Genomic DNA, 24,985 nt, shown 5'->3' with positions numbered 1-24,985 from the left:
GCCGGCGCCCGACGGACATCGGGCGCTGGGACTGTCGGGGTCAGGGGACGCGTCTGCACGGGGTCGGTGGGTCACGGGTGTTCCTTGTGCGTGTCGGTGGAAAGGGGGCGGGAGGAGACGTCGGATGCGGCGTGGCCGCTGCGGCGGGTCCTGAGCAGGCTGGCCGTCGTGGCAGCGGCGATCGTCGCCGCGATGAACAGCAAGGAGAACCAGATCGGGATCTCCGGCGCCCACAGGATGGGCTCGCCGCCGTTGATGAAGGGCAGCTCGTTCACATGCATCGCGTGCAGGACGAGCTTGACGCCGATGAAGGCGAGGATGACCGCCAGACCTTGGGCGAGGTAGACCAGGCGCTCGAGAAGGCCGCCGATGAGGAAGTACAGCTGACGCAGTCCCATCAGCGCGAACGCGTTGGCCGTGAAGACGATGTACGCCTGCTCGGTGAGTCCGTAGATGGCGGGGATCGAGTCGACGGCGAAGATCAGATCGACGAACCCGATCGCGACGATCGTCAGCAGCATCGGCGTGACGAAGCGGCGTCCGCCTTTGCGGACCGTCAGGCGGTCGCCGTGGTACTCGTCGGTCACGGCGAGGTGCCGACGGACGAACTGCATGAAGCGCCCGCGTGACGGATCGCTCTCGCCGTGCGCGAACGCCTGACGATAGGCGAGGAAGAGCAGCAGCGCTCCGAAGAGGTAGAAGATCCAGGAGAAGTTCTCGACGAGGGCGGCGCCGACCGCGATGAAGATCCCGCGCAGGATCAGCGCGATGACGATGCCGATCATCAGCACCTTCTGCTGATAGATCTTCGGGACGGCCAGACCGGTCATGACGATGAGGAAGACGAAAAGGTTGTCGATCGACAGCGCCTTCTCGGTCAGATAGCCGGCGAAGTACTCGCCACCGTACGTCCATCCCGAGAAGATGCCGATGCCGACACCGAACAGCAGGGCCAGTCCGATGTAGAAGGCCGACCATCGCGCCGACTCGCCGATCGTCGGCTCGTGTGGTCTGCGGACGTGCGCGAAGAACTCGTAGACGAAGAAGGCGATCGTGACAGCGATCGTGAGGACCCAGACAAGAGGTGTGATGTGCAACGGGCGCTCCAGACTTGGCGTGACGAAGGACGCCAAAGTCTTCTCCATCCCGTACGGGACCGGTGACCCGGGATGCTCATCGCATCCGGAATGACGAGTCGACCGCGCCGGAGTACTCCCCTTGGACTTCGGAGACTACGGGACGCGTGAACCTGCTTCCTGAGAAGTCGCCGAATGATCCGACCGGAGCTCAGACGAAGCGCACCCAGTTCGCGCCCGCTCCGGTCTCGGCGCGCTGCAGGAGCTCGAGCTGGTCGCCGGTCACGGCGTAGAGGCTGACGGTCGTTGAGCGCTCGCCGGCCGCGACCAGGTGCGCGCCGTCGGGGCTGAGCGCGAAACCCCGAGGCTGCGGCTCGGTCGAGATGTGCGTCCGCGGCGCCGACACCGAGCCGTCCGCCGCGATCGGCGCGGCGGCGAGGCTGCTCTCGGTGCGCTCGGACACCCACAGCCACCGGCCCTGCGGATCGATGTGCAGATCCGCTCCCCAGATCAGGTGCTCCGCTTTCGGGTCGGCGCCGAACCGGCTGCGACCGAGGCCGGCGGTCGGATCGACCGTGCTCACCGCGTCCCGGAACTCCAGCATCCCGGTGTCGGCGTCGCGCGCGAAGCGCAGGATCTCTGCGGAGAACTCGGTGAGGACGTAGACGGTGTCCTGCGCCCCGTTCAGCACCAGGTGCCGCGGCCCGCTCCCGGCGGGTGCGGCCACGGTGGCCGGCTGCAGCGGTCGCAGGCTGGCGTCGTCGGCGAGGGCGTACTGCGCCAGGAGGTCGGCGCCGAGCGAGACGAAGTAGGCGAAACGGCCGTCCGTGCTGGGCAGCACGGAGTGCAGGTTGGGGAACTCGATGCGCGAGACCGGCCCGCCGACGACACCGTCCTCGGCGATGGCGCAGCTGATGCCGTAGCCGCCGCCGTACGACGCTCCGAGCAGCACCGCCCCGTCGCGCGCGAGAGCGAGATAGTTCATGCCGCCGTCAGGTAGATCGCGGCGTGAGAGCGGCTCGAGCCGCCCCGTCGCTCGATCGATCCGAAGGGTGACGATGCCGGCGGGCTCGCCCTTCACTGCGGCATAGACGAGATCGCGGGACCCGTCGACGACAAAGGTGGAGCATCCCTCGAGCCCCTCGGTGACGGCCCGTCGCTCGAGCGCGCCCTCCGAGAACCTGAACGTGCTGATGCTGCCATCGGCAGCGTTGGCGACCAGAACGAGCGCGGCTTCCGTCATGCCCCCGATCGTATGCGGCACCCGCAGTTCACCATCGGCCCTTGACGAGCGCTCACCGAGCCGCGAGCTAGCGTTAGGGTTCTAGTCTTCGCGTCCGTCTCTCGGACACCCCAACTCCCCCCCGATCGATCATCCCGCTCGGCGCAACGGTGCGCCTTCCCGCGAGCGTGCTCGCCGACCAGAAGGAACGCCATGACCGCTGCCACGACGGCTCCGGACTCTCCCAGCCGATACCGCATCGAGCCGACGGTGCTGCAGGCCCTGCGCAGTCCCCGCATCCTCACCCGCGAGGTGCTGGCGGGGCTCGTGGTGGCGATCGCCCTCATCCCCGAGGCGATCGCGTTCTCGATCATCGCCGGTGTCGATCCGCGCCTGGGCCTGTTCTCGTCCTTCATCATGGCCGTCGCCATCGCCTTCCTCGGCGGCCGCCCGGCGATGATCACCGCCGCTACCGGAGCGATCGCGCTGGTCATCGCGCCGGTGGCCCGAGAGCACGGGATCGACTACTTCATCGCCACCGTCATCCTCGGAGGCCTCATCCAGATCGTGCTGGCCGTGCTCGGGGTGGCCAAGCTCATGCGGTTCATCCCGCGCAGCGTCATGGTCGGCTTCGTCAACGCGCTGGCCATCCTGATCTTCATCTCGCAGCTCCCGCAGCTGATCGGCGTGCCGTGGCTCGTATACCCGCTCGTGGTCGTCGGGCTGCTGATCCTGTACGTCATGCCGCGATTGACGAGGGTCGTGCCCGCACCGCTGATCGCGATCGTGCTCCTCACCGCGGCGGCGGTCGTCTTCGGGCTCAACGTGCCGACCGTGGGCGATCAGGGCGAGCTGCCCGAGAGCCTGCCCGAGCTGCTCCTCCCGAGTGTGCCCCTCACAGGGGAGACCCTCGGCATCATCGCGCCGTACGCGGCAGCGATGGCGGTGGTCGGGCTTCTGGAATCGCTGATGACGGCGAAGCTCGTCGACGACATCACCGACACCCATTCCCGCAAGACAAGGGAGGCGTGGGGCCAGGGTGTCGCCAACGTGCTCTCGGGGTTGTTCGGGGGCATGGGCGGCTGCGCGATGATCGGACAGACGATGATCAACGTCAAGGCATCCGGCGCCCGCACGCGGATCTCCACCTTCCTCGCCGGCGTCTTCCTCCTGATCCTCGTACTCGTCCTCGGCGACGTCGTGGCCGTCATCCCGATGGCCGCGCTGGTCGCCGTCATGATCGTCGTGTCGGTCGCGACCTTCGACTGGCACAGCATCCGTCCGAGCACCCTGAAGCGGATGCCGCGGAGCGAGACGCTCGTGATGGTGGTCACCGTCGCGGTGACCGTGTGGACCCACAACCTCGCGATCGGCGTCGGCGTGGGGGTGATCGCCGCCATGCTGCTGTTCGCGCGGCGGGTCGCGCACTTCACGACCGTCACGCGGCGGCTTCCCGAGGGGGAGGGTCCCGTGCGGTACACGGTGAACGGGGAGCTGTTCTTCGCGTCGAGCAACGACCTCACCACCCAGTTCGAGTACACGCTCGACCCGGAACGGGTCGTGATCGACATGAGGGATTCGCACGTGTGGGACGCCTCCACCGTTGCGGCGCTCGATGCCATCCAGACGAAGTACGAACGCCTCGGGAAGACGGTCGTGTTCGAGGGCATGAACGAGGCGACGGCCGCCTTCCATGGCCGCCTGAGCGGCGGAGTCGACGCCGGCCACTGACGCCCGAGCGCTCCCGGACGCACTGACGCCTCGCGACCGCTACGTCCCCGACGTGGTGTCGGCGCTCCGGCGCCCGGTCAGCATCCGTCGCACGGCGGGGAACAGCACGATGGCGACGATCGCGGCGACGGCGGCGGAGGCGGCCGCCGCGAGGTGGGCGGCGGAGAGGCCGGAGTGGGCGGCAGCCTGTGCGCTTCCGCCGGCGGTCAAGGCTGCCGCGCGGTTGACCGCATCGATCGCGCCGAACACGGCGATGCCGATCGCACCGCCGATCTGCGCCGTCGACGAGGCCAGGCCTGAGCTCACGCCGGCGTTGCGCGCCGTCATGCCGTCGGCGATGACGAGCGTCGTCGGCGTGAAGCTGAAGGCGACTCCCGTGGCGGCGATGAGAAGGACCGGAAGCACGCGCCACAGGTACGGGACGCCGACGTCCAGGGAGGCGAAGAGGGCGTGGGCGACGACGAGCATCGCGAGGCCCAGGAGGGCGACCTTCTCGGGTCCCAGGCGCGCGAGCGCCCGGGGAAGGAGCATGGTGCTGACTGCGAAGCCGGCGAGCGAGGTCGGAAGCATCGCCAGCCCGGCCGTCGCGGGGCCGTACTCGAGCACCTGCTGCATGAGGAGAGCGACGAGGACGAAGCACGCGATGCGCGCCGCGCCGCCGAGCATGTTCACCACGATTCCGCCGGCGACCCTCGGGTCACGCAGCGCCGGCAGGGGCAGCACGGGGTCCGCGCTGCGACGCTCGACGAAGACGAACGCCACGACGGCGGCGATCGCCAGGGCGCCGGGAAGCAGCACCTGAACGGAGGCGATCCCCGCGTGCGGTGCCCTCAGGACGGCGAACACGACCGCGATCGCAGCTGCCGTGAGCAGGCCCGCGCCGGCCGCGTCGAAACGTCGTCGGGCGCCCGCGATGTCTCGGGGCAGGGTGATCCAGCCGGCGACGCCGTTCGCGGCGGACATGGCGGCGGTGACGAGCATCACGCTCTGCCAGCCGAAGCCCGCGGTGAGGAGCCCCCCGACGCTGACGCCGGCCGCGCCGCCGATCGTGGAGGCCGCACCCCACCAGCTCATGGTCCGCGTGCGTGCCGGCCCGGTGAAGCGCGCGAGGATCACCGACATCGCGGCAGGGCTCAGCATCGCCGCTCCCGCGCCCTGGAGTAGACGCGCGGTCACGAGCAGCGCCTCGGTGTCCGCCAGCGCACCGAGAAGCGAGCCGACGACGAGGACCGCGGTGCCGCTGAGGAACAGACGGCGCCGTCCGAAGACGTCGGCGGCCCGCCCCGACACCAGCAGCAGCCCCCCGAACGTCAGGAAGTACGCGTTGAGCACCCACGCCGTTCCGGTGGCGGTGAGGTCGAGGTCGGCCGCGATCGACGGAAGCGCGACGTTGAGGATGCTCGAGTCGAGCATGACCACGAGCTGAGCGGCGACAAGGGTCAGCACGAGCGCGGGATTGCGGTGCTCAGACATGCTGTCGGCGATGATACCGGTCCGGGCGAGGTCGCCCTGAACGGCTCTGCCATCATCAGACGCGCTCCATCGGCAGCCACAGGTCGCACGTGGCTGTCGGGAACCACTCGGTGGCCGTCGCCGCCCAGGCGGACTGCAAGGCGTCCGGATGCGGCCCCCAGGTGCGGAGCACCGCCAGCTCGGCCGGCGGCTGTCGAGCCCGGCCGCTCGCGCCCCGCCGATAATGAGCAGGTGGAGCCGTGGGAGATGCGCGAGTGGCACGCCGAGTACCTCGACGCATGCAATCGCCACGATCTCGACGCGATCCGTGCGTTCGTGCACCCGGCGGTGCGGCGGGCGCACCTCCCCGGCGGTGCGGATGCCTGGATCACCGACATGGCCGACCTCTTCCATGCGTTCCCGGACTGGCGGTGGCGGCGCATCCAGCTCATCGCCGAGGACGATCGCCTCGCCGTGCATCTTCGGGGCAGCGGCACGCACGCGGGCCTCTTCCGCGGGATCGCACCCACCAGACGGCACGTCAACATCGCAGAGTTCGCGATGTACCGCCTCGACGGCGGCCGCATCGCTGAGTCCTCGGGGGTGACCGACGATCTCGAGCTGCTCACACAGCTCGGGAAGGTGCCCTGAGCCGGCCCCATGCGGCAGGATGCGGACTCATGGCTCTCGCACTGCTCTCGGCGCCGACGAATCTGGGTCTTCGACCGCCCGAACCGGGCGGCGTCCCCGGCGCCGGCAAGGCGCCCGAAGCGCTGCGCGACGCCGGTCTGCACCGCAGGCTCATCGCCCGAGGCGCCGTCGACGCCGGAGTGGTCCTGCCGGGACGCTACGTCAACGACGATCGGTCGCGGCCGAGCGGGCGAGTGCGGAACCAGGACGCGATCGTCGAGCACTCCCGCCGCCTCTCCGGCCGGCTCTCGGCGATCCTCGATCGCGGCGACGTCCCGCTCGTCATCGGCGGGGACTGCAGCCTGCTGCTCGGCGTCGGCCCGGCCATGAGCCGGATCCCGGGCGGCGCAGGCCTCGTCCATGTCGACGGGCACACCGACTTCCGGCATCCGGGCAACAGCGACCGATGCGCGAGCGTCGCAGGTGAGGATCTGGCGGCGGCCGTCGGGCGGCACCAGCCGGCCCTCGCCGACATCGACGGACGCGGGCCGTACTTCAGCGCCTCGCGGACGTCCCACGTGGGATGCCGTGACGACGACGAGCATCTCCCCGAGGCCGCAAGCCTCCTCGGACTCCTCGTTCCGGCCCGCCGCGCCCGCGAGGCGGGGATGCATGCGGTCGCCGACGACGTGATGCGGACCTCCGGCCCGTCGGGGTACTGGCTGCAGGTCGACGTGGACGTCCTGGATCCTCACTGGATGCCCGCCGTGGACAGTCCGGATCCAGGAGGGTGGAGTCCGAGCGAGCTCGTCGACCTGCTCTCGCTGCTGGCTCCGGCCGCGATCGGGGCATCCGTCACGGTGTTCGACCCCGACCTCGACCCCGACGGGCGCTACGCGGCCGCTCTCGTCGACATCGTGGTCGCCGGGCTCGCCGGAACCGGCACGCGGCGCGGCTCGGGTTCGTGACGACGTCCGGCGTGAGCGGCCAGCCCGACCTCTGACCCGGTCCAATACCCCGGGCCGCTTCCCGGGTCAATCCCCATCCTTCGGGTAGGGGCCTGGCCGCATGGTGGGCGGAGTTCCGACCGGGCGCCGAAGCCGGCGCCGGAGGAGGGGGTACGGATGTCCAACGGCTCGGTGAAGCGGGAGTCGGTGCAACGTCCGCCTGCGAGGCGACGCACGGCGGCTCCGGGTGATGGACCCATCGTCTTCGCCGAGGCTCGCTGGACAGGCGGCCTCTCATGACCACGGCGGCGTCACGGACCGATACCCCGCCGTCCGTCGATCCGGCGGGCGCCACAGCCGACACGGACCCGGTGTCCTCGTTCCTCGCCGATTCCGCTGCGCTCATGGTCGACGACCTGTCGGCGTGGGTGCGGATCCCGTCGGTGGCGGCCGATCCGGATCGCACGTCCGATGTGCTGCGGTCCGCGCGGTGGCTGGCCGAGCAGATGCGCAGCGCAGGGCTGTCGAGCACGTTGTACCAGACGGGGGACGCGGTCGCCGTGTACGGCGAGTGGATGGTCGATCCGGCCCTTCCCACCGTCCTGGTGTACAGCCACCACGACGTCCGCGACGCGAAGCCCGAGCAATGGCAGGTGACCTCGCCCTACGAGCCGATCCTCGAGGGAGGACGTCTGTACGGGCGGGGCGCGTCCGACGCGAAGGGTCAGGTCGTGGCGCACCTGTGGGGTCTGCGCGCCCACCTCGCCGCGACCGGGAGGGACCGCCCGGCAGTGAACCTCAAGTACCTCGTCGAGGGCGAGGAGGAGAGCGGGTCGCCTCACCTGGAGCAGCTGCTCCAGGAGCGTCGCGAGCAGTTCCGATGCGACGTGATCGTGTTCTCGGACACTGTGCAGTGGAGCACCGATGAGCCGGGGATCGTGACCTCGATGCGCGGCATCCTCACGGCATCGCTGTCGATCACCGGTCCGGAGCGGGACGTCCACAGCGGGACCGCCTCGGGTTCGGCTCCCAACCCCGCGCACGTGCTCGCCGACGTGCTCAGCGCTCTGCATGACGACGGGGACCGCATCGCCCTGCCCGGCTTCTATGACGACGTCGCGCCGGTCACCGGCGAGCGTCAGGCCGAGCTGGACGAGGTCCCGTTCGACGAGCAGAGCTGGGTCGCTCGAACGGAGACGCGCAGCATCACGGGAGAGAGCGGCTATTCGGTCAAGGAGCGGCTGTGGGCACGGCCGTCGCTGGAGGTGCTCTCCCTGCTGGCAGGAGACCCGGCGGGTCTGCCGCGCGCGGTCATCCCCTCCCTCGCGCAGGCGACGTTGAACATCCGGACGGTGCCGGACCAGCGCGTGGAAGCCGTCGCCGAGCAGCTGCGTGCGTTCGTGGCACGGGTCGTCCCCGACACCGTGTCCTATTCGCTCGAGGTGGACGTCGACACCGGACAGGATCCCTACGTCACGCCGCGCGGCGCGGCGTTCGGCGCCCTCGACCGAGCGGTCGCCGCCGGCTTCGGACGCCACGGGGTCGCCCGTGTCGGCAATGCCGGCGGCGGACCCGCCGACCTGCTCGTGCGCATGTTCGGCGCGCCCATCCTGTTCCTGGGCACGGGCCTGCCCGAGGACCATTGGCACGCCAGTGACGAGAGCATCGACCTGCGGATGCTGCACGGCGGTGCCGCATCCGTCGCCCACCTGTGGGCGCAGCTGGGCGAGCTGACGAGGGACGATCTCTCGTCATGACCGATCCGCGGTCTATTCGTCGGCGTCGGCCGCGGCGCGGCGACTGTCGACGCCCGCCTTTGTCAAGGGTCCAGACGCAGAAATCCCGGTGCCCGATCCTTCTCCAATGATCATCTTCATGAGCGGGGAGCGGGTCCGCACGCCGACCGGTGCGACCGCGAGAGTCCTGGGTCCGCCCGACTCGTTTCCGCGTCAGCATTTCGAGGTCGGTCTCGAGGACGAGATCGATGTCTACACCGTCATGCTCGACGACGGAGAGGTGAAGCAGTACTCGGCGGACGTGCTTCACGAGGCATGAGGCCGCGGCCCGCCCGTCACGACGACCGGGCGAAGGTGTGGGCGAACGTGTCCTCGGCATTGGCGAGACAGGCGCCGAGCAGGGCGTCGTAGAAGAAGCAGGGGCGCCACCGGCGCTGACCCATCCGGTCCTGGCATAGTCGGCACCCGCGGCGCAACGGCCTCGGCGAAGGCATCCTCCCGCTCTATCGTGGTGACCACACCGGGGTGCAGCCGTCCCGAGCGGATGCCGGCACCGATCGTCGCGAGCGAGGAGGGGCATGTCCCGCAACGTGAGGCTGCTTCACTGCACCCCCGACGACGTCTTCCGCGTCCTCGGGGACGGCTGGCTCTACCCGTCGTGGGTCGTGGGAGCCTCGCGGATGCGCGAGGTCGACGCGCACTGGCCCGCCACGGGCGCGCGCCTGCACCACTCCTTCGGCGTCTGGCCCGTCCTCATCGACGACGCCACCGTCGTGGAGGCGTACGACCCGCCGAGGCGCCTCGTCATGCGCGCGCGGGGCTGGCCGATCGGTGAAGCCCGCGTGACCATCGACGTCAAGCCGCGCGGCGACGGCAGCGTGGTGCGCCTGCAGGAGGAGGCGGTCGCCGGACCGGGTCGACTCGTTCCGGCTCCGCTCCTGGACCTCCTGCTGCACTGGCGCAACGCCGAGACGCTGCACCGCCTGGCCTACCTCGCCGAGGGAACGGGCACCCCCGGGACCGAGCCGACGACCGCGGAGCAGGAGCTGTCCGGGCGCAGAGAAGCGTCGGCGCGATGACCGATCCCTCGCGCGCCGGCGAACTCGACGCCGTCATCGTCGGCGCCGGCCCCAACGGCCTCGCGGCCGCGGTGACCCTGGCCCGGGCGGGGCTGCGCGTGCGGGTGTACGAACGCGCCGACCAGCCGGGCGGCGGCGCCGCGTCACGCGAGCTGACGATCCCGGGCTTCCTCCACGACGTCTGCTCGGCCGTGCATCCCCTGGCCTTCGAATCCCGCTTCTTCCGCGAGTTCGGGCTGCGACGGCGGGTGTCGTTCGCGGTTCCCGAGGTGTCGTTCGCGCAGCCGCTCGACGGCGGCCGCGCGGGCATCGCGTACCGGGATCTCGAGCGCACCCGCGACGAGCTGGGCGTGGACGGCCGCGCGTACGAACGACTGATGCGGCCGCTCGCCGACCAGGCGACCGAGGTCGCCGAGTTCACGGGGTCGTCTCTCGTGCGCGTGCCGCCGGATCCCCTCACGGTGATCCGGTTCGGCCTGCGCGCGCTCGAGCAGGGCGGGCCCCTGTGGAACGCACGATTCCGAGAAGACGCCGCCCCCGCGATGCTCACCGGGGTCGCCGCGCACACCATCCTGCGGCAGCCGAGTCTCGCGGCATCCGGAGCCGGCCTGGCTCTGGCGGCATACGCGCACGCGGAGGGCTGGCCGATCCCGATCGGGGGCAGTCAGGCCATCGTCGACGCGATGGTGGACGACCTCCGCGCGCACGGGGGCGAGGTGGTGCTCGAGCACGAGGTGACGTCGCTGCGCGACCTGCCGCCGGCGCGCGCGACGCTGCTGGACGTCACTCCGCGTGCGCTGCTGCGACTCGCCGGTGATCGGATGCCGGCGCGCTACCGGAGGGCGCTCGAGCGCTTCCGCTACGGCGGAGGAGTCGCGAAGGTCGACTTCGCGCTCAGCGAGCCGGTGCCATGGACGAACGCCGAGGTGCGTCGAGCCGGCACCGTGCACGTCGGCGGAACCAGGGCCGAGATGGCCGCGGCCGAGAACGATGTGAACCGCGGGCGACTCCCGGAGCGGCCGTACGTGCTGGTGGCCCAGCCCTCGCTCTTCGATCCCCAGCGGGCACCGGCGGGCATGCACACGCTCTGGACCTACACCCATGTGCCGGCCGGAAGCGACGCCGACCGGGCGGAGGCGGTCATCGCGCAGATCGAGCGCTTCGCGCCGGGTTTCCGGGACACGATCGTCGCGACCAGCTCCCGCAGCGCCGTCGAGGTCGAGCAGCACAATCCCAACTACCCCGGCGGCGACATCGGCGCCGGGGCCCCGGATCTGGTTCAGCTGGTGCGCCGCCCCGTGCTGAGCCCGGACCCGTGGCGGACGCCCATCCCGGGGATCTACCTCGCGTCGGCATCGGCGTCGCCCGGTCCCGGGGTGCATGGCCTCGTGGGCTGGTTCGCCGCACTGAGCGCGCTGCGCCACGAGTTCGGCACCGGCGCCCTTCCCGACCTGTCGCCGCGCGGGTAGGCGAGTCGTCGTCATGCCGCATGTCAAGGGGGTGAAAGCCGCCGAGACCGGCTTCTAGCGTCGGAGCATGAACCCCGATGACAAGACGCGCTTCGCCGCCGGCGAGATGGACGAGCTGCCGAAGCCGCCTACTCGCACCGGCTTGTCGGAGCAGGAGCAGCTCCGCAAGGACATGAGCTACAGCCCGGCCAGCGAGACCGAGACGGCGCAGAAGCAGCGCGACCCGCTGCCTGACGGCGTCGACGACGACATCGACGCCGACGCGATCCGTGCCGTGCCCGGCACGGGAGGCCCCGACGACACCGGCGATGTCGACGTGGATCCGGGCGAGCTCAACCTGCCCGGCCGGGACGCGTGACCGGATCCGGGGACGCACGACACATCCGACGAGAGGAGACGACCGTGGAACGATCCGACGCCGATCCGTCGCGCGAGAACGACCTCGACGGCGATGAGAAGCAAGGGGGACTCGGCCAGGACGGCACGATCCCCGACGACCCGAACGGCGTGGCGGCCGGCTTCACCGGAGAGCCGTCGACCTTCGAGCCGGAGGAAGACGAGCAGGCCTGAGCGCCTGCGCGCTCAGTCCTGCGGACGCGGTCAGGCGGTCGGCTGCGCGGCGCCCTCACGCGCCGCGTGACCGGCCGCATCGACGGCAGCCGGGCCACCGAGGTGCTCGGGAACGAGCGCGATGCCGCCCGACGTGGTGGCCGACTGGGCCAGCTGCTCGATCCACGCGCGGTTCAGTTCCGCCGGCTCCGGATCGTCGAAGACGAAGCGCAGCGGGATCGACGGGTGGAGCCAGATCGTGGAGCGACCGGTCGGCTCGCCCTCCGGATGCCGCCACGAAAGCGTGAAGCTCTCGTTGCGCCGCAGCTTGGTGGCGATGACGACCTTGACATGCGCCAGCGCGCGGTCCTCGATGTGGATCGGCGTCGCCGCGTCGCCGTAGTAGATCGTTCCCACAGGTGTTCCTTCGGAATCACGTTTCTCGCGGATCCGAGCATACGCGCGAGGCTCGGACGCTTCACGCGGTGGGCGGGGTTACCACTGGTCCCTGCTCGTCGCAACGGGGTACACGGGCTGTTCCGCGCGGCGTTGAGTGGTGAGGAGAAGTCGCGGGAGGGAGTCGATGGTGCCGGTGATGCATCGCGTGGTCGTGAACGGCGAGGAGATTGCAGTCCAGGGGGAGATCGACGGATTCCGCGGTGCACTGGTGGAAGCGGTCCGCGCGGGAGGAGCCCTCGTGCCGCTGCGCGTGAACGACCGACGCCAGATCGAGGTCCTGGTCACCGCCGCGACCACCGTCGTCATCGAGACGATGGACGTGCCGGACGAGCCGGAAGAGGCGGGCGACCCGGTGAGCGATCTCGACATCGACTGGTGGCTGCCGGAGCGCTGATCGCCGAGTGGTCGTCACGGGTGTGCGAGAAGTGCACGCCAGTTGCCGGGGACCCGGCCACGCGGACCAGGAGACGGCTGGGACTCCGGGCGACTGGCGGGCGGGGCGAGCGAGGGGCCGTCGAGGAGCTCGCGGGCGACGAAGTCCCAGTACCAGTCCTCGCCCGGTTCGAAGCTCTGCACATAGCGGTGACCGGTGGCCGTGAAATGCGCCGAGGCGTGCTTGCCGAGGGACGAGTCGCAGCATCCGACGTGGCCGCATGCGGCGCACCGACGGAGGTGGAACCACCATCCGCCTTCCGCCTCGCACTCGACGCAGCCGGTGCCCGAGGGCGGTGCCGTCGCGTCCATGCCGGCCGTCATACGCGAATGCTCCGCGACTCGATCAGGCTCGTGAGCGCCTGGTGGACGGACGCGACGGCGCTGGATCCCTCGCCCACAGCGGCGGCGACGCGCTTCATCGAGCCCCGTCGCACGTCGCCGGCCGCGAAGACGCGGGGAGTGGACGTCTCGAAGGGCAGCGGCTCGCGGCCGACAGCTTGCCATTGCGCGAGCGACGGGGCGGTCAGATCGGTGCCGGTCCGGATGAAGCCGTCGGCATCCCGGTCCAGTGCAGGCAGCCAGGAGGTCGCCGGCTCCGCGCCGATGAAGCAGAAGAGCCCTCGCGCGTCGACCTCTCCCACCGTGTCGATGCGCACGGACTCGAGCGAGTGCCCGCCGTCGAGCCCCACCACGTGCGACTCGGTGTGGATCTGCACCCGCGGATCCTCCATCAGCCGGTCGACGAGGTACGACGACATCCGGCTGCCGAGGTCCCGGCCGCGCACGACGAGGTGGACCGGGCAGCCGCTGGCGGCGAGGAACAGCGATGCCTGCCCTGCCGAGTTGGCGCCGCCCACCACGACGACCGGCGACTCGGCGACCGACCGCATCTCGAGGGGCGTGGCCGCATAGTAGATCCCGGCGCGCTCGAAGTCCTCCCACCGGTCCAGCGCCAGTCGGCGGTACGCCGCGCCGGAGGTCACGATGGCGCTGCGACCGCGAACGATGCGCCCGTCGGCCAGCGTGACATCGATGGCGTCACCGGCCGGTTCCAGCGCGACCGCTTCGCACGGCGCGTAGAGCCGCACGCCGAATTTGAGGGCCTGGAGCGAGGCTTGCCCGATGAGCTCGCCGCCGCTGACACCGAACGGGAAGCCGAGGAAGTTCTCTATGCGCGACGTCGCGGCCGCCTGCCCGCCCGGGGCGACGGCATCCAGCAGCACGGTGCTCAGTCCTTCCGACGAGCCGTAGATCGCCGCGGCGAGGCCGGCCGGACCGCCGCCGATGACGACGAGGTCGACGGTGTCCTCGGCCTGCCCCTGGTAGCTGAGGCCGAGCCGTTCGGCGACGACTCCCGGAGTGGCGTGACGGATCGGCTCTCCCTGGATGAAGGCGACCGGGAGATCGTCGGCTCCGATGCCATGCTCGACGAGCGCGCCGAGATCGTCGGACTCGACCGTGTGCGTCGCATGCACGAGGTCCAGCCGCTCGGCGAAGCGGCGCAGCGCGAGGTACTCCTGCGACGATTCGGTCCCGGCGAACTTCAGCGTGAAGGCGGCGGGTCCGCGGCGCAGCGACTCCCGCCGCGCCCACAGCGCGTGCAGGATGAGATCGCACAGCTGGTCGTCCTCGTTCATGATCCGCCGGAGCTCTTCACGAGGAAGCCGCAGCACGCGACCCGGTCTCGTCACGCGCGCGGACAGGAACGCGGCCTGGCCGTTGAGCAGCCCGAGCTCACCGATGAAGGAGCCGGCGCCCGACACCGCGAGCACCGCCTCGTCCGTCCAGCTCAAGGCGTCGCGCACGACCTCGACCTCACCGGATTCGACGAGGATCATCGGGTAGTCGCGCTCGCCGGAGCGGAACACGTAATCGCCGGGCGCGACGTCCTGCGGCTGGGCCGCGGAGGTCAGTCGCGCCCATTGGGCGTCGGAGAGCACTGGAGCCATGATCGTGCCGAGGCCACGGGAGTCCATGGCGAACACACTAAGGCCGATGGCGCCGCTTCGTGCCGGTCGGATTCCCGCCGCCTCTCGAACTGCTCACTGGGATGCCCCGAGGCCGTGTGGTAACGTTGCCACACGTCGACGGCGGCGGCTCGGGCGCAGCCGCCCGCCGTTCTCACGCGGCCCCGCCGCAGCAGTGCGAACACGAAGGAGTGCGAAGCGTGACGGACGACGTCATCGGCGTGGGAATCGCCGGTTTCTGGCATGTGCATGCCGACGACTACGCGCGGCAGGCGACCGAGCACGGAGCGACCAGGGTCGTCGCCGGATGGGACGCCGACCGCGGGCTCGGGCAGGAGGGGGCGCGGCGCCTGGGCGTCGACCAGGTCGATTCGCTGGACGCCCTGCTCGCCCGGCCCGACGTCGAGGGCATCACGGTCACCACGGCGACGTCGGACCACACCGACGTGATCACCCGCGCGATCCGAGCCGGCAAGCACGTCTTCACCGAGAAGCTGCTCGCTCCGACGGTCGCCGAGTCGGAAGCCCTGGCCCGCGAGGCCCGGGACGCCGGGGTCGCGCTGGTGGTGTCGCTGCCCCGGCTGTCGGAGCAGCCCGTGCTCGCGGCATCCGCCCTCATCGACGGCGGCGAGCTGGGCGCCGTGACCTACGCGCGGGTGCGCATGGCGCACGACGGCTGGATCGGGGAGTGGCTGCCGGAGCGCTTCGCCGATCCCGTCGCCGCGGTGGGCGGCGCGTTCGCCGACCTGGGCTGCCACCCGGCCTACCTCGTGCAGCGGTTCCTCGGACACCGGCCCTCCCGGGTCAGCGCCGCGTACGGTCGCGTGACGGGTCGGGAGGTCGAGGACAACGCCGTCGTCGTGGCGCAGTACACCGACGGTGCGCTCGGCGTCGCCGAGGCCAGCTTCGTGACGCGACCCGGGGCCTTCGCCTTCGAGGTGCGCGGCACACGCGCCTCGCTCCTGTACGGCTTCGGACGCGAGGAGCTCATGGTCAAGGGCGGACGCTTCGGCGACGAGGCGTGGACGCCCGTGGAGCTCACCGCGACGGCGCCCGCACCGTTCGACCTGTGGGTCGACGCGATCCGGGGCGAAGCGGATCCGACCGAGAACGTGACGGCGGCGATCGAATTGACGAGGTTCGTGGTCGCCGCCAATGCCGCTGCCGCATCCGGCGGGGCGGTCGACATCGACGGGAAGAGGACATCATGACCGCAACGGGCGCGCAACCCGTGCGCATCGGGCTGATCGGGGCCGGCGACATCGCCGGAGCCCACGTGGCGGGGTATCGCCGCAATTCCGAGTCGGTACGGCTGGTCGCCATCGCCGACCCCGTGCGCGAGAGCGCCGAGAAGCGTCGGGGCGGCGACGACGACGCGCGCATCCACGCCGACTACCGCGAGATGATCGCCGCCGGCGGCCTGGACGCGGTGGACATCTGCCTGCCGCACCACCTGCACGCCGACGCGGTGATCGCCGCGGCGGATGCCGGGCTTCACGTGCTCTGCGAGAAGCCGCTGTGCCTGACGATGGAGCAGGCGGACGCGATCGCGGCCGCGGTCGAGCGCAACGGCATCACGCTGATGTGCGCGCACAACCAGCTGTTCCAGCCGGCCGTCGCCGCCGCGAAGGGGATCGTGGACAGTGGGGCGCTCGGGCGCGTGTACGAGGTGCGCACGACCGACAGCTTCTTCAACGACTTCACGGTGGAGAGCATGGGGTGGCGGGCCCGGGCTGTGACCTCCGGCGGGGGCGAGCTCATCGACACCGGCTACCACCCGCTGTATCTGCTGCAGCACTTCGCCGGCGGCATCCCGGTGGAGGTCGCCGCGATGCTCTCGCGACACCGCCTGGCGTTCATGGAGGGCGAGGACTCGGCGCAGGTGCTGGTGCGCTACGACAACGGCGTGGTGGGTCATGTGACCACGAGCTGGGCGTACGAGCCGGCCGTGGGCACCGAGAAGTTCTCGCTCGTCGGGGAGAAGGGGTCGCTGAGCTCCGACGGTACGACGCTCATCTGGCGGGTGCGCGGCGAGGAACCGGTGACGGAGACGTTCGAGCCGGTCCACGAGTTCGGCGCCGAGGTGGCGCACTTCGCCGAGTGCGTGCGCGAGGGACGCCGCCCGATCCAGACGCACACCGAGGGCATCGACGTGCTGGGGGTCATCCTGGCCGCCTACGAATCGGCGGCCACCGGCGCGATCGCCCGCGTGCACCGTCCCGCTGCCGCGCGCGTGTAGCCCGAGATCCGCCTCCCTTTCCGGGCCGGCGGGCGGGGGTCGCTCGCTCAGGGAGCTGGGGCGACCGGTGCCGGCCCCGTGCTCGCCAGCGGCAGCTCGGATGCCGGGATGGCGTCCAGGATGATCCGGGAGAGGTCGGCGGGGCGCTCGATCTGCGGCCAGTGCCCGGAGGGGAGATCCACGAGCGAGACCTCGCGGATCATCACCAGCTCCCGCGCCGGATCGATGTTGGCGGCCATCCAGCGGCGCACATCGTCGGCGGTGAACTCGTTGGCGACGACCGTGACCGGCACGTCGAAGCGACGGTCGTCGGTCAGGCGCTGCACTTCGTCCAGCACGTGCGACGAGTTCTCGGTCATGCGGCGGTACAGGCCCGCCAGGCTCGGGTCCACCGCGCGGTAGCCGGCGGTCTTGGTCGTCGTTCCCCTGGCGTCCACCGTGAAGCCGCTCAGCACATGCGCGCCGTGGACCGTCGGGAGCCCTCCGACGTAGATCGCCCGCACGACGCGCTCGGGGCGCCTGTTGACGGCGGCGTGGACGAGCCCGCACGACTCGGCGTGCCCCACGAGGACCACCGGTCCGCCCGCGCGGTCGATCGCGCTGACGATCTCGGCCACGTGATCGGCGAGCATCATGCCCCGGCGGTTCGCCTCGCGCGAATTCAGTCCGTGGAGGGTGAGCGCGTGCGGCCGGTGACCCGCCGCGGAGAGCCGCTCGGCCACATCGCGCCAGGACGACGCGTCCAGCCACAGTCCGGGGACGAGGATGACATCCAATCCGCACCTCCTCCGCGCGCGGGCACCACACACGGATGTGGGCACACAATAGTCCCGCATGTCGCGCGCGGTACAGAGGGGGTTGACTCCTCCGCGCGCGTGTGCAGACGCCGGCCGGTCAGCCGGCGTCCCCGGCCAGCGCGTCCTCGCACCCCAGAAGCAGCACGCCGGCGCTCCATGCGTGCGACAGCGTCAGCAGCATGCCCTTCGGCTGGAAGCATTCGGTCTGGTAGTAGCGCTCGGTCACCATGCCGCGGTAGGCGTTGAAATCGCCGTCGAAGCGTGCGACGAACTGGCGGAAGCAGGCGAGCGTCTCCACGGCGCGCTCGCGGTAGTGCCCGTCGGCCGTCGCGTCCGACAGCTCGAGCAGCTCGCGGGTGCAGACCAGGCCGTAGGCGTGCAGGTGCTGGTTGGATGCCGAAGCCTGGTCGGCGCCGCGGGTGCCGAAGTCGTAGACGCCGAGCATCGTGCCGGGCGCGAAGGTGACGTCGTAGGTGTAGCGGAACGTGAGCGCGAAGTCGGCGGCGCGCCGAGCGAGCTCGAGCCACTGGTCGTCTCCGGTCGCTCGGTGCAGCGCCATGTAGGCCATCACGGCGACGTAGCCGTCTTCACTCGTGACGGCGAGGTCGACGTCCTCGGGCGCGCCGTGCAGGTACTCGTCGAGGACGAAGGCGGCATAGTGGCGGCCGGCCCGGATCGCCGCATCCAGGTACCGCTCGTCCCACCCGGCGGCCTCGACGAGCGCGCCGACCCATGCCAGACCCGCCGACCCCTCCCACGACAGCACCTCGCCGGTGTCGGCATGATGGATGCTCCCGAGGCTGCCGTCCTCGCGCTGCCGGGCGACGACGACGTCGAGGCTCGACCGCGCGGCTCGGCGCCACGGCTCACGGTCCTCCAGTGCGAGGGCGCGCACCAGGAAGTGCGTCGCCTCGCCGAGGGTGCGGCTGTGCAGCCCCCGCCGGTGCGTCGTCCAGCTCTGCGTCCACCCGCTCCCGCGGTACCACACGCCCCACAGCGTGCCGCTGGGCGACAGCTCGGCGGTGCAGAAGTCGATGACATGGATCGCGGCATCGCGCAGCGCCGAGCCGCCCGTCCGCTCCGCGTGACGCAGCATCGCGTAGGCCCAGGGGATGCCCGAGACCCAGCCGACGTGCATCGCCTGGCGATCCACCGGGCGGCCGTCGCGGCCGGTGATCTCGCGGTCGAATCCGACCGTCTCGAGCAGGACGCCGGGATCGGGATCGTAGTGCCACCGCAACAGGCCGTCCGCCGCGAGCGCGGCGGCGGTGGGCACGTCGACCCAGGGGCGCAGCGCGGCCGACGCAGCGGATGCCGCGTGCAGCGCCCGCAGCACGCGCGCGTAGTCGTGCCGATCGGCGGAGAGCTCGTGCACCTGCACCACGAGCGCCGCGGAGTCGCCGGGCTCGAAGCGGTGACGCAGCACCTGCGCCGGGCGAGGCCGGGCATCGCCGTAGTAGGTGACCGGGAACTCGCGCGCCGGGAACGTCGCACTGAGCACGGCGGCGCCGTCGCGGTGGGCGAAGCCGAGCCCCGTGAGGCCCAGCTCGGTCTCGGCGGCAGCCGACAGCGCGACGCCCGCCGCGCCGGGTGCCGGCCACGCGAACACCACCGGGGTGGCGGCGCGGTCGGAGCGGAAGTGCCATTCATCGCTGACGAAGGCGTCGTGCTGGGCGGCCGTGCGCGCGCCGGCCTCGAAGCGCGGATACAGCCGCTCGTTGCCGGCGGGCCGATTCTCGCCGTAGAACAGCCCGGGGATCAGCCACCACGGGTCGCTCGCTCCCTCGATCCGCACCGTGACCCGCACGGCGGCTTCGGATGGCTCCGCCGCGCGACAGGCGATCGCGATGCGGTGCGTCCCACCCTGGGACACGACGTCGACGGCGAAGTCGTCGGGGTCGGCGTCGAGGACCGTCACCTCGAGTGACGCCGTCGCGCTCACGTCGGCTGTTCTCCGAGCGGCCATTCGAGCAGGTCGACCTCCACGACCTCGGCCTCCGGATCGAGCGGCACGCGGAAGGTGCGCACCTGGTGGGGGCGGAAGTCCCCCTCGATCGTGCGACCGACGAGCGGCAGGTCGATCCGGGCCGTCGCGGCCTCGCCCCGGGTCTCGACCGCGCGCACGATGAGGTCGGCCGGTGCGACGTCCGGGACATCCTCGCTGCCCTTCACCGCCGTGACCATGACAGCGCCCGCGCCGTCGTCGACGAAGCTGTCGCGCCGCGCCAGGTCGCCGGGATGGAACGACTCCAGCTGAGCGCGCACCGGGGCGCCGAGGACCGCTGCGCGGCGCGTCGGCTGCGCGGCGCGCCAGTCGCCGGCGTGCGGCACGAGTTCGAGGCCGAACCGCTGCACGCCCTGGTCCTGGAAGGCGTAGATGCCCTCGGGATCGAGCAGGCGCGGGTCGTGCCACGAGTACACGGGGCTGCGCACAGCCGTGACGCCGATGCTGGGAGCATCCAGGCCGGCGGAGCCGGCCGGGGAGACATCCCACCCGTGCTTGGCGGTGGCGATGACGGTGAGCCCGGCCGGGCGCCCGTCCACCGTACCCGTCAGGTCCACCCACGACTGCGCCGGCTCCTCGGCGCCGTCGACGGGACGGGCGATCGTGCCGTAGGGAATCTCGTACGTCGCGGAGGGGTCCGCGAGGCCGACGGGGAAGCGGAGCTTGAGCAGATGCGCCTTCTCCCGCCAGTCCACCGTGACCTCGACCCGCAGCGCGCCGGAGTCGTGGGCGAGGAGGTATTCCTCGACCAGCGTGCTGGCGCCCCAGGACCGCTCGACCCGGACGCGGGCGCGGAGCGGACCGGTCTCGCGGACGACGATGCGATCGAGCGTCATGGCGGCGCCCGGCCAGGCGTACGAGATGACGCGGTGGCCCCAGGTGTCGGTGGGGTCGTCGCACACGGCCGTCCGGGGCTGGCCGCGCGTGCCGGCGAGGGGATCCACGCCGCCGGCCTTGTCGAGCAGCGACACCAGGTCGCCCGTTGCCGGGTCGAGCTCGATCCGCAGATGGGGGTTGTCGATGACGGTGCCGTCCTCCGACACCGACAGACCGGTGTCGGCCGGCAGTGCAGGCCCGGGCAGCATCCGGTACAGCGCGTACCCGAGCGCCGGCACATCGGCGCGGAACGTGACGGCGCCGCGGCTCATGTCGCCGGTCGTGGCGGTGGACTGGGTGGCCTGCGAGAGGACGGGGGCTCCCTCGTGGTCGACGATCCGCACACCACGCGGCTGCGCGCCGTACTGCATGTCGACGTCGACCGACACCGGCCAGGGATGCGGGTTGAACACCACGACGGGCTGGGTGGCGGCATCCGTCGGGATGTCGATCCGGCGTGCGATGCGGTTGTGCGCGCGCGTGATGATGCGCTTGGCGATGGCGACGGCTTCACCGAGCTGGTCGCGGGCGTCGTCGTACGACGGCTCGATCGCCGACCCGGGGAGGATGTCGTGGAACTGGTTGAACAGGATCTGCTTCCATGCCCGCTCGAGGTCGTCGCGCGGATAGTCCGCACCGGTGAGGGCGACATCGACCGCTGCCCAGCGCTCCGCCGACAGCACGGCGTGCTGTGCACGCCGCTGCCAGGCCTTGATGCCCGAGTGGGACGAGTAGCAGCCGGGCGCGTGATGCTGCAGGTCGTCCCGGCGCACGGTGAGGCCGCCGAGGAAGCCCTCGCCGCGGGCGAGCATCTCGTCGAAGTACGCGCGCGGTGACGACATCGTCATCCTCCCGAAGCTGCCCATGCGGTCGTAGCGGTGGATCGACTCGATGTTGGCCTTCGTCGGCCCGCCGCCGTGGTTGCCGACGCCGTAGAACACCATCATCTCGCCCAGCGACCGGTCCAGCTGGGCGAGGGACTTCTCCGTCTGGCCCGACACATCTCCCGGGGGGCTGCAGTACTCGAAGGGAATGCGGTAGGCGAGTACCCGCGAGCCGTCCGGGGACTCCCAGTGGAACAGGGTGTCGTCGAGGTCGCCTTCGTGCGGCCCCGGGCGCAGGAAGCAGTACGAGTCCATGCGCTGGCCGCGCAGGATCTGCGGGAGGCCGGCGCTGTGGCCGAACGGGTCGACGTTCATGCCGACGGTGGCGATCCGGCCGAATCGGGCCTGCAGGTACCGCTGGCCGTACAGGCCCTGGCGTGCGAACGACTCGCCCATGGGCATGTTGCAGTCCGGCTCGACCCACCACCCGCCGACGTTGACCCACCGACCTTCGGCGACGCGATCCTGGATGCGAGAGAAGAGCTCCGGGTCCTGCTCCTCCACCCACGACAGCAGGACCACCTGGTCGCAGGTGAACACGAAGTCGGGGTACTCGTCCATGCGGTCCAGCGCGCTGGCGAAGGTGGCCCGTGCCTCCTGGTAGCCCTCCTGCCACGGCCACAGCCACACCGGGTCGAGGTGCGCGTTGCCGATCATGTGGAGGGTGCGGTCGGGCGTCGCCGCCGGCCGCGGCGTCGGCGCGAGATGACCGGGCTGCTCGCCGGACGGCGCGTTCGCGACCGGCGCACGGCGGTCCTGCTCCGTGACGGCCGGGTGATCGGGCGCGACGCCTCGCGGCTCCTCGACCAGATCGGCCATCGCGGCGTCGAGGTGCTCGGCGACGCCGGCGCGCTCGCTCGGGACGGTGGAATCGGTCATGCCGGCTCCTCTCCTGCGGCCCAGGCATCCAGGATCTCGGACAGCGCATGGAGCAGGAAGGTGTGCAGCTCCTGGATGCGAGGCGTCTGCGTCGACGGTGCGAGGAAGGCGTGGTCGGCGTGGGCGAGCGACGGCCCGCCGTCGCCGCCGGCGAAGAGCAGCGTCATGGCGCCCGCCGTTTTCGCTGCGACGAGACCCTTGACGACGTTGGCCGAGCGGCCGCTGGTGGTGAACGCCGCGACCACGTCGCCGGGCCGCGCGAGGGCCTCCACCTGCCGGGAGAACACGTCCTCGAACGCGTAGTCGTTCGCGATGCAGGTCGACACGGTGGCGTCGGTGGTGAGGGCGACGGCTGGCAGCGGCCGACGATCGCGCTTGTAGTGCCCGATCAGCTCGCCGGTGAAGTGCTGCGCGTCGGCCGCGCTGCCGCCGTTGCCGAACGTGTAGAGCGTCCCGCCGGCGGCGAACGCATCGACGAGCGCGCGGCCGACGGCGCGCACGTCGTCCAGCAGCGGCTGCGCGTCCTGCGCGGTGCGGATGTGGGCGTCGAGCTGGTCGTCGAGCCAGTCAGACACGGGCGGCCTCCACGAGGTCGAGGGCGAGGGCTCCGGCACCGACGACGCAGACCTCGTCGCCGAGCCCTGCCAGGGTGACGATCGCGCGCGCGGCCGGCGGCATCGCCGTCACGCGCACGATCTCGCGCACGGGATCGAGCAGCATGGCGCCGGAACGCGTGACGCCGCCGCCGAGGACGACGACGTGCGGCTCGAAGAGGTTCACGAGGTCCGTCACCGCCTGGCCGAGCAGCGCCGTGGTCTCGTCCCAGATCTCGGCGGCCAGGGCGTCGCCGGCAGCGGCGGCGGCGGAGACGTGCTCGGCGCGGACGGCGGGAAGCCCGCGCAGGGACGAGGGACGCGCGGTGGCGGCGAGGACCTCGTTCGCGCGGACGGCGATGTTCGTCCCCGATGCGTACGCCTCCAGGCATCCGCGCCGTCCGCATTCGCAGCGGCGGCCGCCGGGACGCACCATGAGGTGGCCGAACTCGCCGCCGTTGCCCGCGGCGCCGCGATGCAGCCGGCCGTCGATGATCGCGCCGCCGCCGACCCCCGTGGACAGCGTCAGGTAGAGCGCGATCGCGGCGCCTCGCGCCGCGCCGTACCGGTGCTCGCCGAGGACGGCCGCCGTGGCGTCGTTCTCGACGACGGCGGGCACGCCGAACGCCGCGGAGGCCATCGCGACGATCGGCACGTCGGTCCACCCCGGCAGGTGCAGGGGACCGGTGAGCACACCGGCGGTCGCATCCAGCGGGCCGCCGCAGCTGATCCCGACGGCACCAGCGTCGCCCAGGCCCGCCGCCGCGACGCTGCGGCGCCCCATGTCGAAGAGGTGGGCGATCACGGCGTCGGGGCCGCGATGCTTCTCGGTGGGCTCGATGAGACAGCCGTGGGTGCGTCCGTCAGGCGTGACCATCGCGACGGCGAGCTTCGTGCCGCCGATGTCCAGCGCGAGCACCGGGTGCTGCGTTGCCATACATTCCTCCGGCCCTGCGCGACGACCATCCGCGCCGATGTGACATCGTTCCCACATCGTAGCAAGGGGTCATCGGCGTCGCCACACCGCCGACGCGTGCGGAACGCCGGCCGCGCGCCTCAGCGGTCCGCGAAGAGCTGGTCCAGCACGTGGCGGGCGAACTCGGCCTGACCGGGCGGCTTGTTGGTGATCATGATGAGGCCCTTCCACAGCGCCCAGCCGCGGCCGCGCGCCCACGTCGCCTCGTCGACGGCGTAGTCCCGCCGATACTGCCGGCGCGCGGCCGCGGTCGGCGCCGTCCACCGGAAGACCGTGTCGCACGCGATGTCTCCCGCGCCGGAGCAGCCGAAGTCGATCACGCCCGTCAGCTCGCCGTCGCGCACGAGGAGGTTGTTGACCGACACGTCGCCGTGGAACCACCGCGGCGGGTGGTCGTCGACGGCGGCCAGCGCGTCGCGCCAGATGCCGGCGGCGAGGTCGCGCTCGCGCCCTTGGACGCGGTCGAGGATGTCGTGCACCTCGTCGTCCCAGTGGGCGACCGGGACACCGCGGAACGCGCTGTGCGGGCCCGGCTCCGGGGCGCCAGTCGCATCCACCTCGCCCAGCCGCATCAGAAAGTCCGCCAGGTCGGAGGCGAAGCGGGCCCAGTCCGCGATCTGCGTGACGGCGGCCGGTGTCCCCGGCATCCACTCGTACACCGACCACGGCGCGGGGAACCGGTCGGACGGCTCGCCGACGCCGGCCACGGTCGGGACCGGAAGCGGCAGCTGCGGCGCGAGGCGCGGCAGCCACGTCTGCTCCTTCCGCACCTGCGGCACGTAGTCCGGCGCGCTGGGAAGCCGCACGCTCAGCCCGTCTCCGAGCCGGAAGATGCGGTGGTCCTTGCCGCTGTGCGCGACGGGCCGGATGGGCAGGTGCCTCCAGTGCGGGAACTGCTCGGCGACGAGCTCGCCGACCAGCGTCTCGTCGATGCGGTCGGCGGAGATCGGCTCGGACGTCACCGACTCACCCTAGAGGTCGCGC

The 24,985-nt window shown here is 71.4% G+C and carries 24 protein-coding genes; 12 read left to right on the top strand and 12 right to left on the bottom strand.

Features of this window, described 5'->3' with window-relative positions:
- Positions 1–71: 71 nt before the first annotated feature.
- The gene (locus AC5RVZ_RS11475; protein WP_494065884.1) at positions 72–1,097 is read right to left on the bottom strand and encodes a TerC/Alx family metal homeostasis membrane protein; all 1,026 of its coding nucleotides are present in this window, start codon (positions 1,095–1,097) and stop codon (positions 72–74) included.
- 190 nt (positions 1,098–1,287) lie between these two features.
- A complete protein-coding gene (locus tag AC5RVZ_RS11470; protein WP_494065883.1) occupies positions 1,288–2,319 on the bottom strand; it encodes a lactonase family protein in 1,032 nt (343 codons plus the stop codon).
- Positions 2,320–2,511: 192 nt separating this feature from the next.
- Here AC5RVZ_RS11470 and AC5RVZ_RS11465 point away from each other — a divergent pair, with 192 nt between their 5' ends.
- Positions 2,512–4,029, top strand: a complete 1,518-nt coding sequence (locus AC5RVZ_RS11465; protein ID WP_494065882.1) for a SulP family inorganic anion transporter — start codon at positions 2,512–2,514, stop codon at positions 4,027–4,029.
- Between the two features lie 39 nt (positions 4,030–4,068).
- Here the strand turns inward: AC5RVZ_RS11465 and AC5RVZ_RS11460 are convergent, their stop codons facing one another.
- Entirely contained in the window at positions 4,069–5,502 is a 1,434-nt protein-coding gene (locus AC5RVZ_RS11460; RefSeq protein ID WP_494065881.1) for an MFS transporter, read from the bottom strand.
- Between the two features lie 231 nt (positions 5,503–5,733).
- On the opposite strand from AC5RVZ_RS11460, the gene AC5RVZ_RS11455 reads away from it, so the two are divergent.
- The 8 genes from AC5RVZ_RS11455 to AC5RVZ_RS11420 all read left to right on the top strand — a co-directional run bounded on the left by AC5RVZ_RS11455 (position 5,734) and on the right by AC5RVZ_RS11420 (position 11,912).
- Positions 5,734–6,132: an ester cyclase gene (locus tag AC5RVZ_RS11455; protein ID WP_494065880.1), complete on the top strand. Its 399-nt coding sequence runs from the start codon at positions 5,734–5,736 to the stop codon at positions 6,130–6,132.
- A gap of 29 nt (positions 6,133–6,161) precedes the next feature.
- On the top strand, positions 6,162–7,079 hold the full coding sequence (locus AC5RVZ_RS11450; RefSeq protein WP_494065879.1) for an arginase family protein: 918 nt from the start codon (positions 6,162–6,164) through the stop codon (positions 7,077–7,079).
- A 275-nt stretch (positions 7,080–7,354) separates the two neighbouring features.
- Positions 7,355–8,815: a M20/M25/M40 family metallo-hydrolase gene (locus AC5RVZ_RS11445; protein ID WP_494065878.1), complete on the top strand. Its 1,461-nt coding sequence runs from the start codon at positions 7,355–7,357 to the stop codon at positions 8,813–8,815.
- A 106-nt stretch (positions 8,816–8,921) separates the two neighbouring features.
- Positions 8,922–9,113, top strand: a complete 192-nt coding sequence (locus AC5RVZ_RS11440; protein WP_494065877.1) for a hypothetical protein — start codon at positions 8,922–8,924, stop codon at positions 9,111–9,113.
- Between the two features lie 259 nt (positions 9,114–9,372).
- Positions 9,373–9,873 (top strand): SRPBCC family protein, encoded by a 501-nt coding sequence (locus AC5RVZ_RS11435; RefSeq protein ID WP_494065876.1) that lies wholly within the window; start codon positions 9,373–9,375, stop codon positions 9,871–9,873.
- The gene (locus AC5RVZ_RS11430) at positions 9,870–11,342 is read left to right on the top strand and encodes a phytoene desaturase family protein (protein WP_494065875.1); all 1,473 of its coding nucleotides are present in this window, start codon (positions 9,870–9,872) and stop codon (positions 11,340–11,342) included. The genes AC5RVZ_RS11435 and AC5RVZ_RS11430 overlap by 4 nt, the downstream gene beginning before the upstream one ends.
- 67 nt (positions 11,343–11,409) lie before the next feature.
- The gene (locus tag AC5RVZ_RS11425; RefSeq protein ID WP_494065874.1) at positions 11,410–11,700 is read left to right on the top strand and encodes a hypothetical protein; all 291 of its coding nucleotides are present in this window, start codon (positions 11,410–11,412) and stop codon (positions 11,698–11,700) included.
- A gap of 44 nt (positions 11,701–11,744) precedes the next feature.
- Complete coding sequence (locus AC5RVZ_RS11420) at positions 11,745–11,912, top strand: hypothetical protein (RefSeq protein ID WP_494065873.1); 168 nt, start codon at positions 11,745–11,747, stop codon at positions 11,910–11,912.
- Between the two features lie 30 nt (positions 11,913–11,942).
- On the opposite strand, the gene AC5RVZ_RS11415 is transcribed toward AC5RVZ_RS11420, so the two are convergent.
- On the bottom strand, positions 11,943–12,308 hold the full coding sequence (locus AC5RVZ_RS11415) for a DUF7882 family protein (protein WP_494065872.1): 366 nt from the start codon (positions 12,306–12,308) through the stop codon (positions 11,943–11,945).
- A gap of 178 nt (positions 12,309–12,486) precedes the next feature.
- Between AC5RVZ_RS11415 and AC5RVZ_RS11410 the strand changes: the two genes are divergently transcribed.
- Positions 12,487–12,744: a hypothetical protein gene (locus AC5RVZ_RS11410; protein ID WP_494065871.1), complete on the top strand. Its 258-nt coding sequence runs from the start codon at positions 12,487–12,489 to the stop codon at positions 12,742–12,744.
- Positions 12,745–12,758: 14 nt separating this feature from the next.
- On the opposite strand, the gene AC5RVZ_RS11405 is transcribed toward AC5RVZ_RS11410, so the two are convergent.
- Positions 12,759–13,106, bottom strand: coding sequence for a UBP-type zinc finger domain-containing protein (locus AC5RVZ_RS11405; protein ID WP_494065870.1), 348 nt, complete (start codon positions 13,104–13,106; stop codon positions 12,759–12,761).
- A complete protein-coding gene (locus AC5RVZ_RS11400) occupies positions 13,103–14,761 on the bottom strand; it encodes an FAD-dependent oxidoreductase (RefSeq protein WP_494065869.1) in 1,659 nt (552 codons plus the stop codon). The genes AC5RVZ_RS11405 and AC5RVZ_RS11400 overlap by 4 nt, the downstream gene beginning before the upstream one ends.
- A 191-nt stretch (positions 14,762–14,952) precedes the next feature.
- On the opposite strand from AC5RVZ_RS11400, the gene AC5RVZ_RS11395 reads away from it, so the two are divergent.
- Together AC5RVZ_RS11395 and AC5RVZ_RS11390 are read left to right on the top strand one after the other, a co-directional pair.
- Positions 14,953–15,963 carry a Gfo/Idh/MocA family protein gene (locus AC5RVZ_RS11395; RefSeq protein WP_494065868.1) on the top strand — a complete coding sequence of 337 codons (1,011 nt, stop codon included), beginning with the start codon at positions 14,953–14,955 and terminating at the stop codon, positions 15,961–15,963.
- Positions 15,960–16,991 carry a Gfo/Idh/MocA family protein gene (locus AC5RVZ_RS11390; protein ID WP_494065867.1) on the top strand — a complete coding sequence of 344 codons (1,032 nt, stop codon included), beginning with the start codon at positions 15,960–15,962 and terminating at the stop codon, positions 16,989–16,991. The genes AC5RVZ_RS11395 and AC5RVZ_RS11390 overlap by 4 nt, the downstream gene beginning before the upstream one ends.
- A 47-nt stretch (positions 16,992–17,038) precedes the next feature.
- Here the strand turns inward: AC5RVZ_RS11390 and AC5RVZ_RS11385 are convergent, their stop codons facing one another.
- The 6 genes from AC5RVZ_RS11385 to AC5RVZ_RS11360 form a co-directional block, all read right to left on the bottom strand.
- The gene (locus tag AC5RVZ_RS11385; RefSeq protein ID WP_494065866.1) at positions 17,039–17,767 is read right to left on the bottom strand and encodes an alpha/beta fold hydrolase; all 729 of its coding nucleotides are present in this window, start codon (positions 17,765–17,767) and stop codon (positions 17,039–17,041) included.
- 118 nt (positions 17,768–17,885) lie between these two features.
- A complete protein-coding gene (locus AC5RVZ_RS11380) occupies positions 17,886–19,730 on the bottom strand; it encodes a hypothetical protein (protein ID WP_494065865.1) in 1,845 nt (614 codons plus the stop codon).
- Positions 19,727–22,432 carry an alpha-mannosidase gene (locus AC5RVZ_RS11375; protein WP_494065864.1) on the bottom strand — a complete coding sequence of 902 codons (2,706 nt, stop codon included), beginning with the start codon at positions 22,430–22,432 and terminating at the stop codon, positions 19,727–19,729. Before AC5RVZ_RS11375 ends, AC5RVZ_RS11380 begins: the two co-directional genes overlap by 4 nt.
- Positions 22,429–23,007: a D-sedoheptulose-7-phosphate isomerase gene (locus tag AC5RVZ_RS11370; protein WP_494065863.1), complete on the bottom strand. Its 579-nt coding sequence runs from the start codon at positions 23,005–23,007 to the stop codon at positions 22,429–22,431. The genes AC5RVZ_RS11375 and AC5RVZ_RS11370 overlap by 4 nt, the downstream gene beginning before the upstream one ends.
- Positions 23,000–23,962 carry an ROK family protein gene (locus AC5RVZ_RS11365; RefSeq protein ID WP_494065862.1) on the bottom strand — a complete coding sequence of 321 codons (963 nt, stop codon included), beginning with the start codon at positions 23,960–23,962 and terminating at the stop codon, positions 23,000–23,002. The genes AC5RVZ_RS11370 and AC5RVZ_RS11365 overlap by 8 nt, the downstream gene beginning before the upstream one ends.
- Positions 23,963–24,081: 119 nt before the next feature.
- Positions 24,082–24,963, bottom strand: a complete 882-nt coding sequence (locus AC5RVZ_RS11360) for an aminoglycoside phosphotransferase family protein (protein WP_494065861.1) — start codon at positions 24,961–24,963, stop codon at positions 24,082–24,084.
- Between the last annotated feature and the right edge of the window lie 22 nt (positions 24,964–24,985).

It is taken from the genome of Arthrobacter sp. Cza30 (assembly GCF_059090765.1).
Note: the sequence above shows the minus strand (reverse complement) of the source record. Positions and strands in the feature narration are given on the sequence as shown.

What these genes read in the sequence shown, in the direction of transcription:
- AC5RVZ_RS11470 (WP_494065883.1), bottom strand. Translation starts at nt 2,319, where the DNA reads ATGACGGAAGCCGCGCTCGTTCTGGTCGCCAACGCTGCCGATGGCAGC.
- AC5RVZ_RS11465 (WP_494065882.1), top strand. Translation starts at nt 2,512, where the DNA reads ATGACCGCTGCCACGACGGCTCCGGACTCTCCCAGCCGATACCGCATC.
- AC5RVZ_RS11460 (WP_494065881.1), bottom strand. Translation starts at nt 5,502, where the DNA reads ATGTCTGAGCACCGCAATCCCGCGCTCGTGCTGACCCTTGTCGCCGCT.
- AC5RVZ_RS11450 (WP_494065879.1), top strand. Translation starts at nt 6,162, where the DNA reads ATGGCTCTCGCACTGCTCTCGGCGCCGACGAATCTGGGTCTTCGACCG.
- AC5RVZ_RS11445 (WP_494065878.1), top strand. Translation starts at nt 7,355, where the DNA reads ATGACCACGGCGGCGTCACGGACCGATACCCCGCCGTCCGTCGATCCG.
- AC5RVZ_RS11440 (WP_494065877.1), top strand. Translation starts at nt 8,922, where the DNA reads ATGATCATCTTCATGAGCGGGGAGCGGGTCCGCACGCCGACCGGTGCG.
- AC5RVZ_RS11435 (WP_494065876.1), top strand. Translation starts at nt 9,373, where the DNA reads ATGTCCCGCAACGTGAGGCTGCTTCACTGCACCCCCGACGACGTCTTC.
- AC5RVZ_RS11430 (WP_494065875.1), top strand. Translation starts at nt 9,870, where the DNA reads ATGACCGATCCCTCGCGCGCCGGCGAACTCGACGCCGTCATCGTCGGC.
- AC5RVZ_RS11425 (WP_494065874.1), top strand. Translation starts at nt 11,410, where the DNA reads ATGAACCCCGATGACAAGACGCGCTTCGCCGCCGGCGAGATGGACGAG.
- AC5RVZ_RS11410 (WP_494065871.1), top strand. Translation starts at nt 12,487, where the DNA reads ATGCATCGCGTGGTCGTGAACGGCGAGGAGATTGCAGTCCAGGGGGAG.
- AC5RVZ_RS11405 (WP_494065870.1), bottom strand. Translation starts at nt 13,106, where the DNA reads ATGACGGCCGGCATGGACGCGACGGCACCGCCCTCGGGCACCGGCTGC.
- AC5RVZ_RS11400 (WP_494065869.1), bottom strand. Translation starts at nt 14,761, where the DNA reads ATGGACTCCCGTGGCCTCGGCACGATCATGGCTCCAGTGCTCTCCGAC.
- AC5RVZ_RS11390 (WP_494065867.1), top strand. Translation starts at nt 15,960, where the DNA reads ATGACCGCAACGGGCGCGCAACCCGTGCGCATCGGGCTGATCGGGGCC.
- AC5RVZ_RS11375 (WP_494065864.1), bottom strand. Translation starts at nt 22,432, where the DNA reads ATGACCGATTCCACCGTCCCGAGCGAGCGCGCCGGCGTCGCCGAGCAC.
- AC5RVZ_RS11365 (WP_494065862.1), bottom strand. Translation starts at nt 23,962, where the DNA reads ATGGCAACGCAGCACCCGGTGCTCGCGCTGGACATCGGCGGCACGAAG.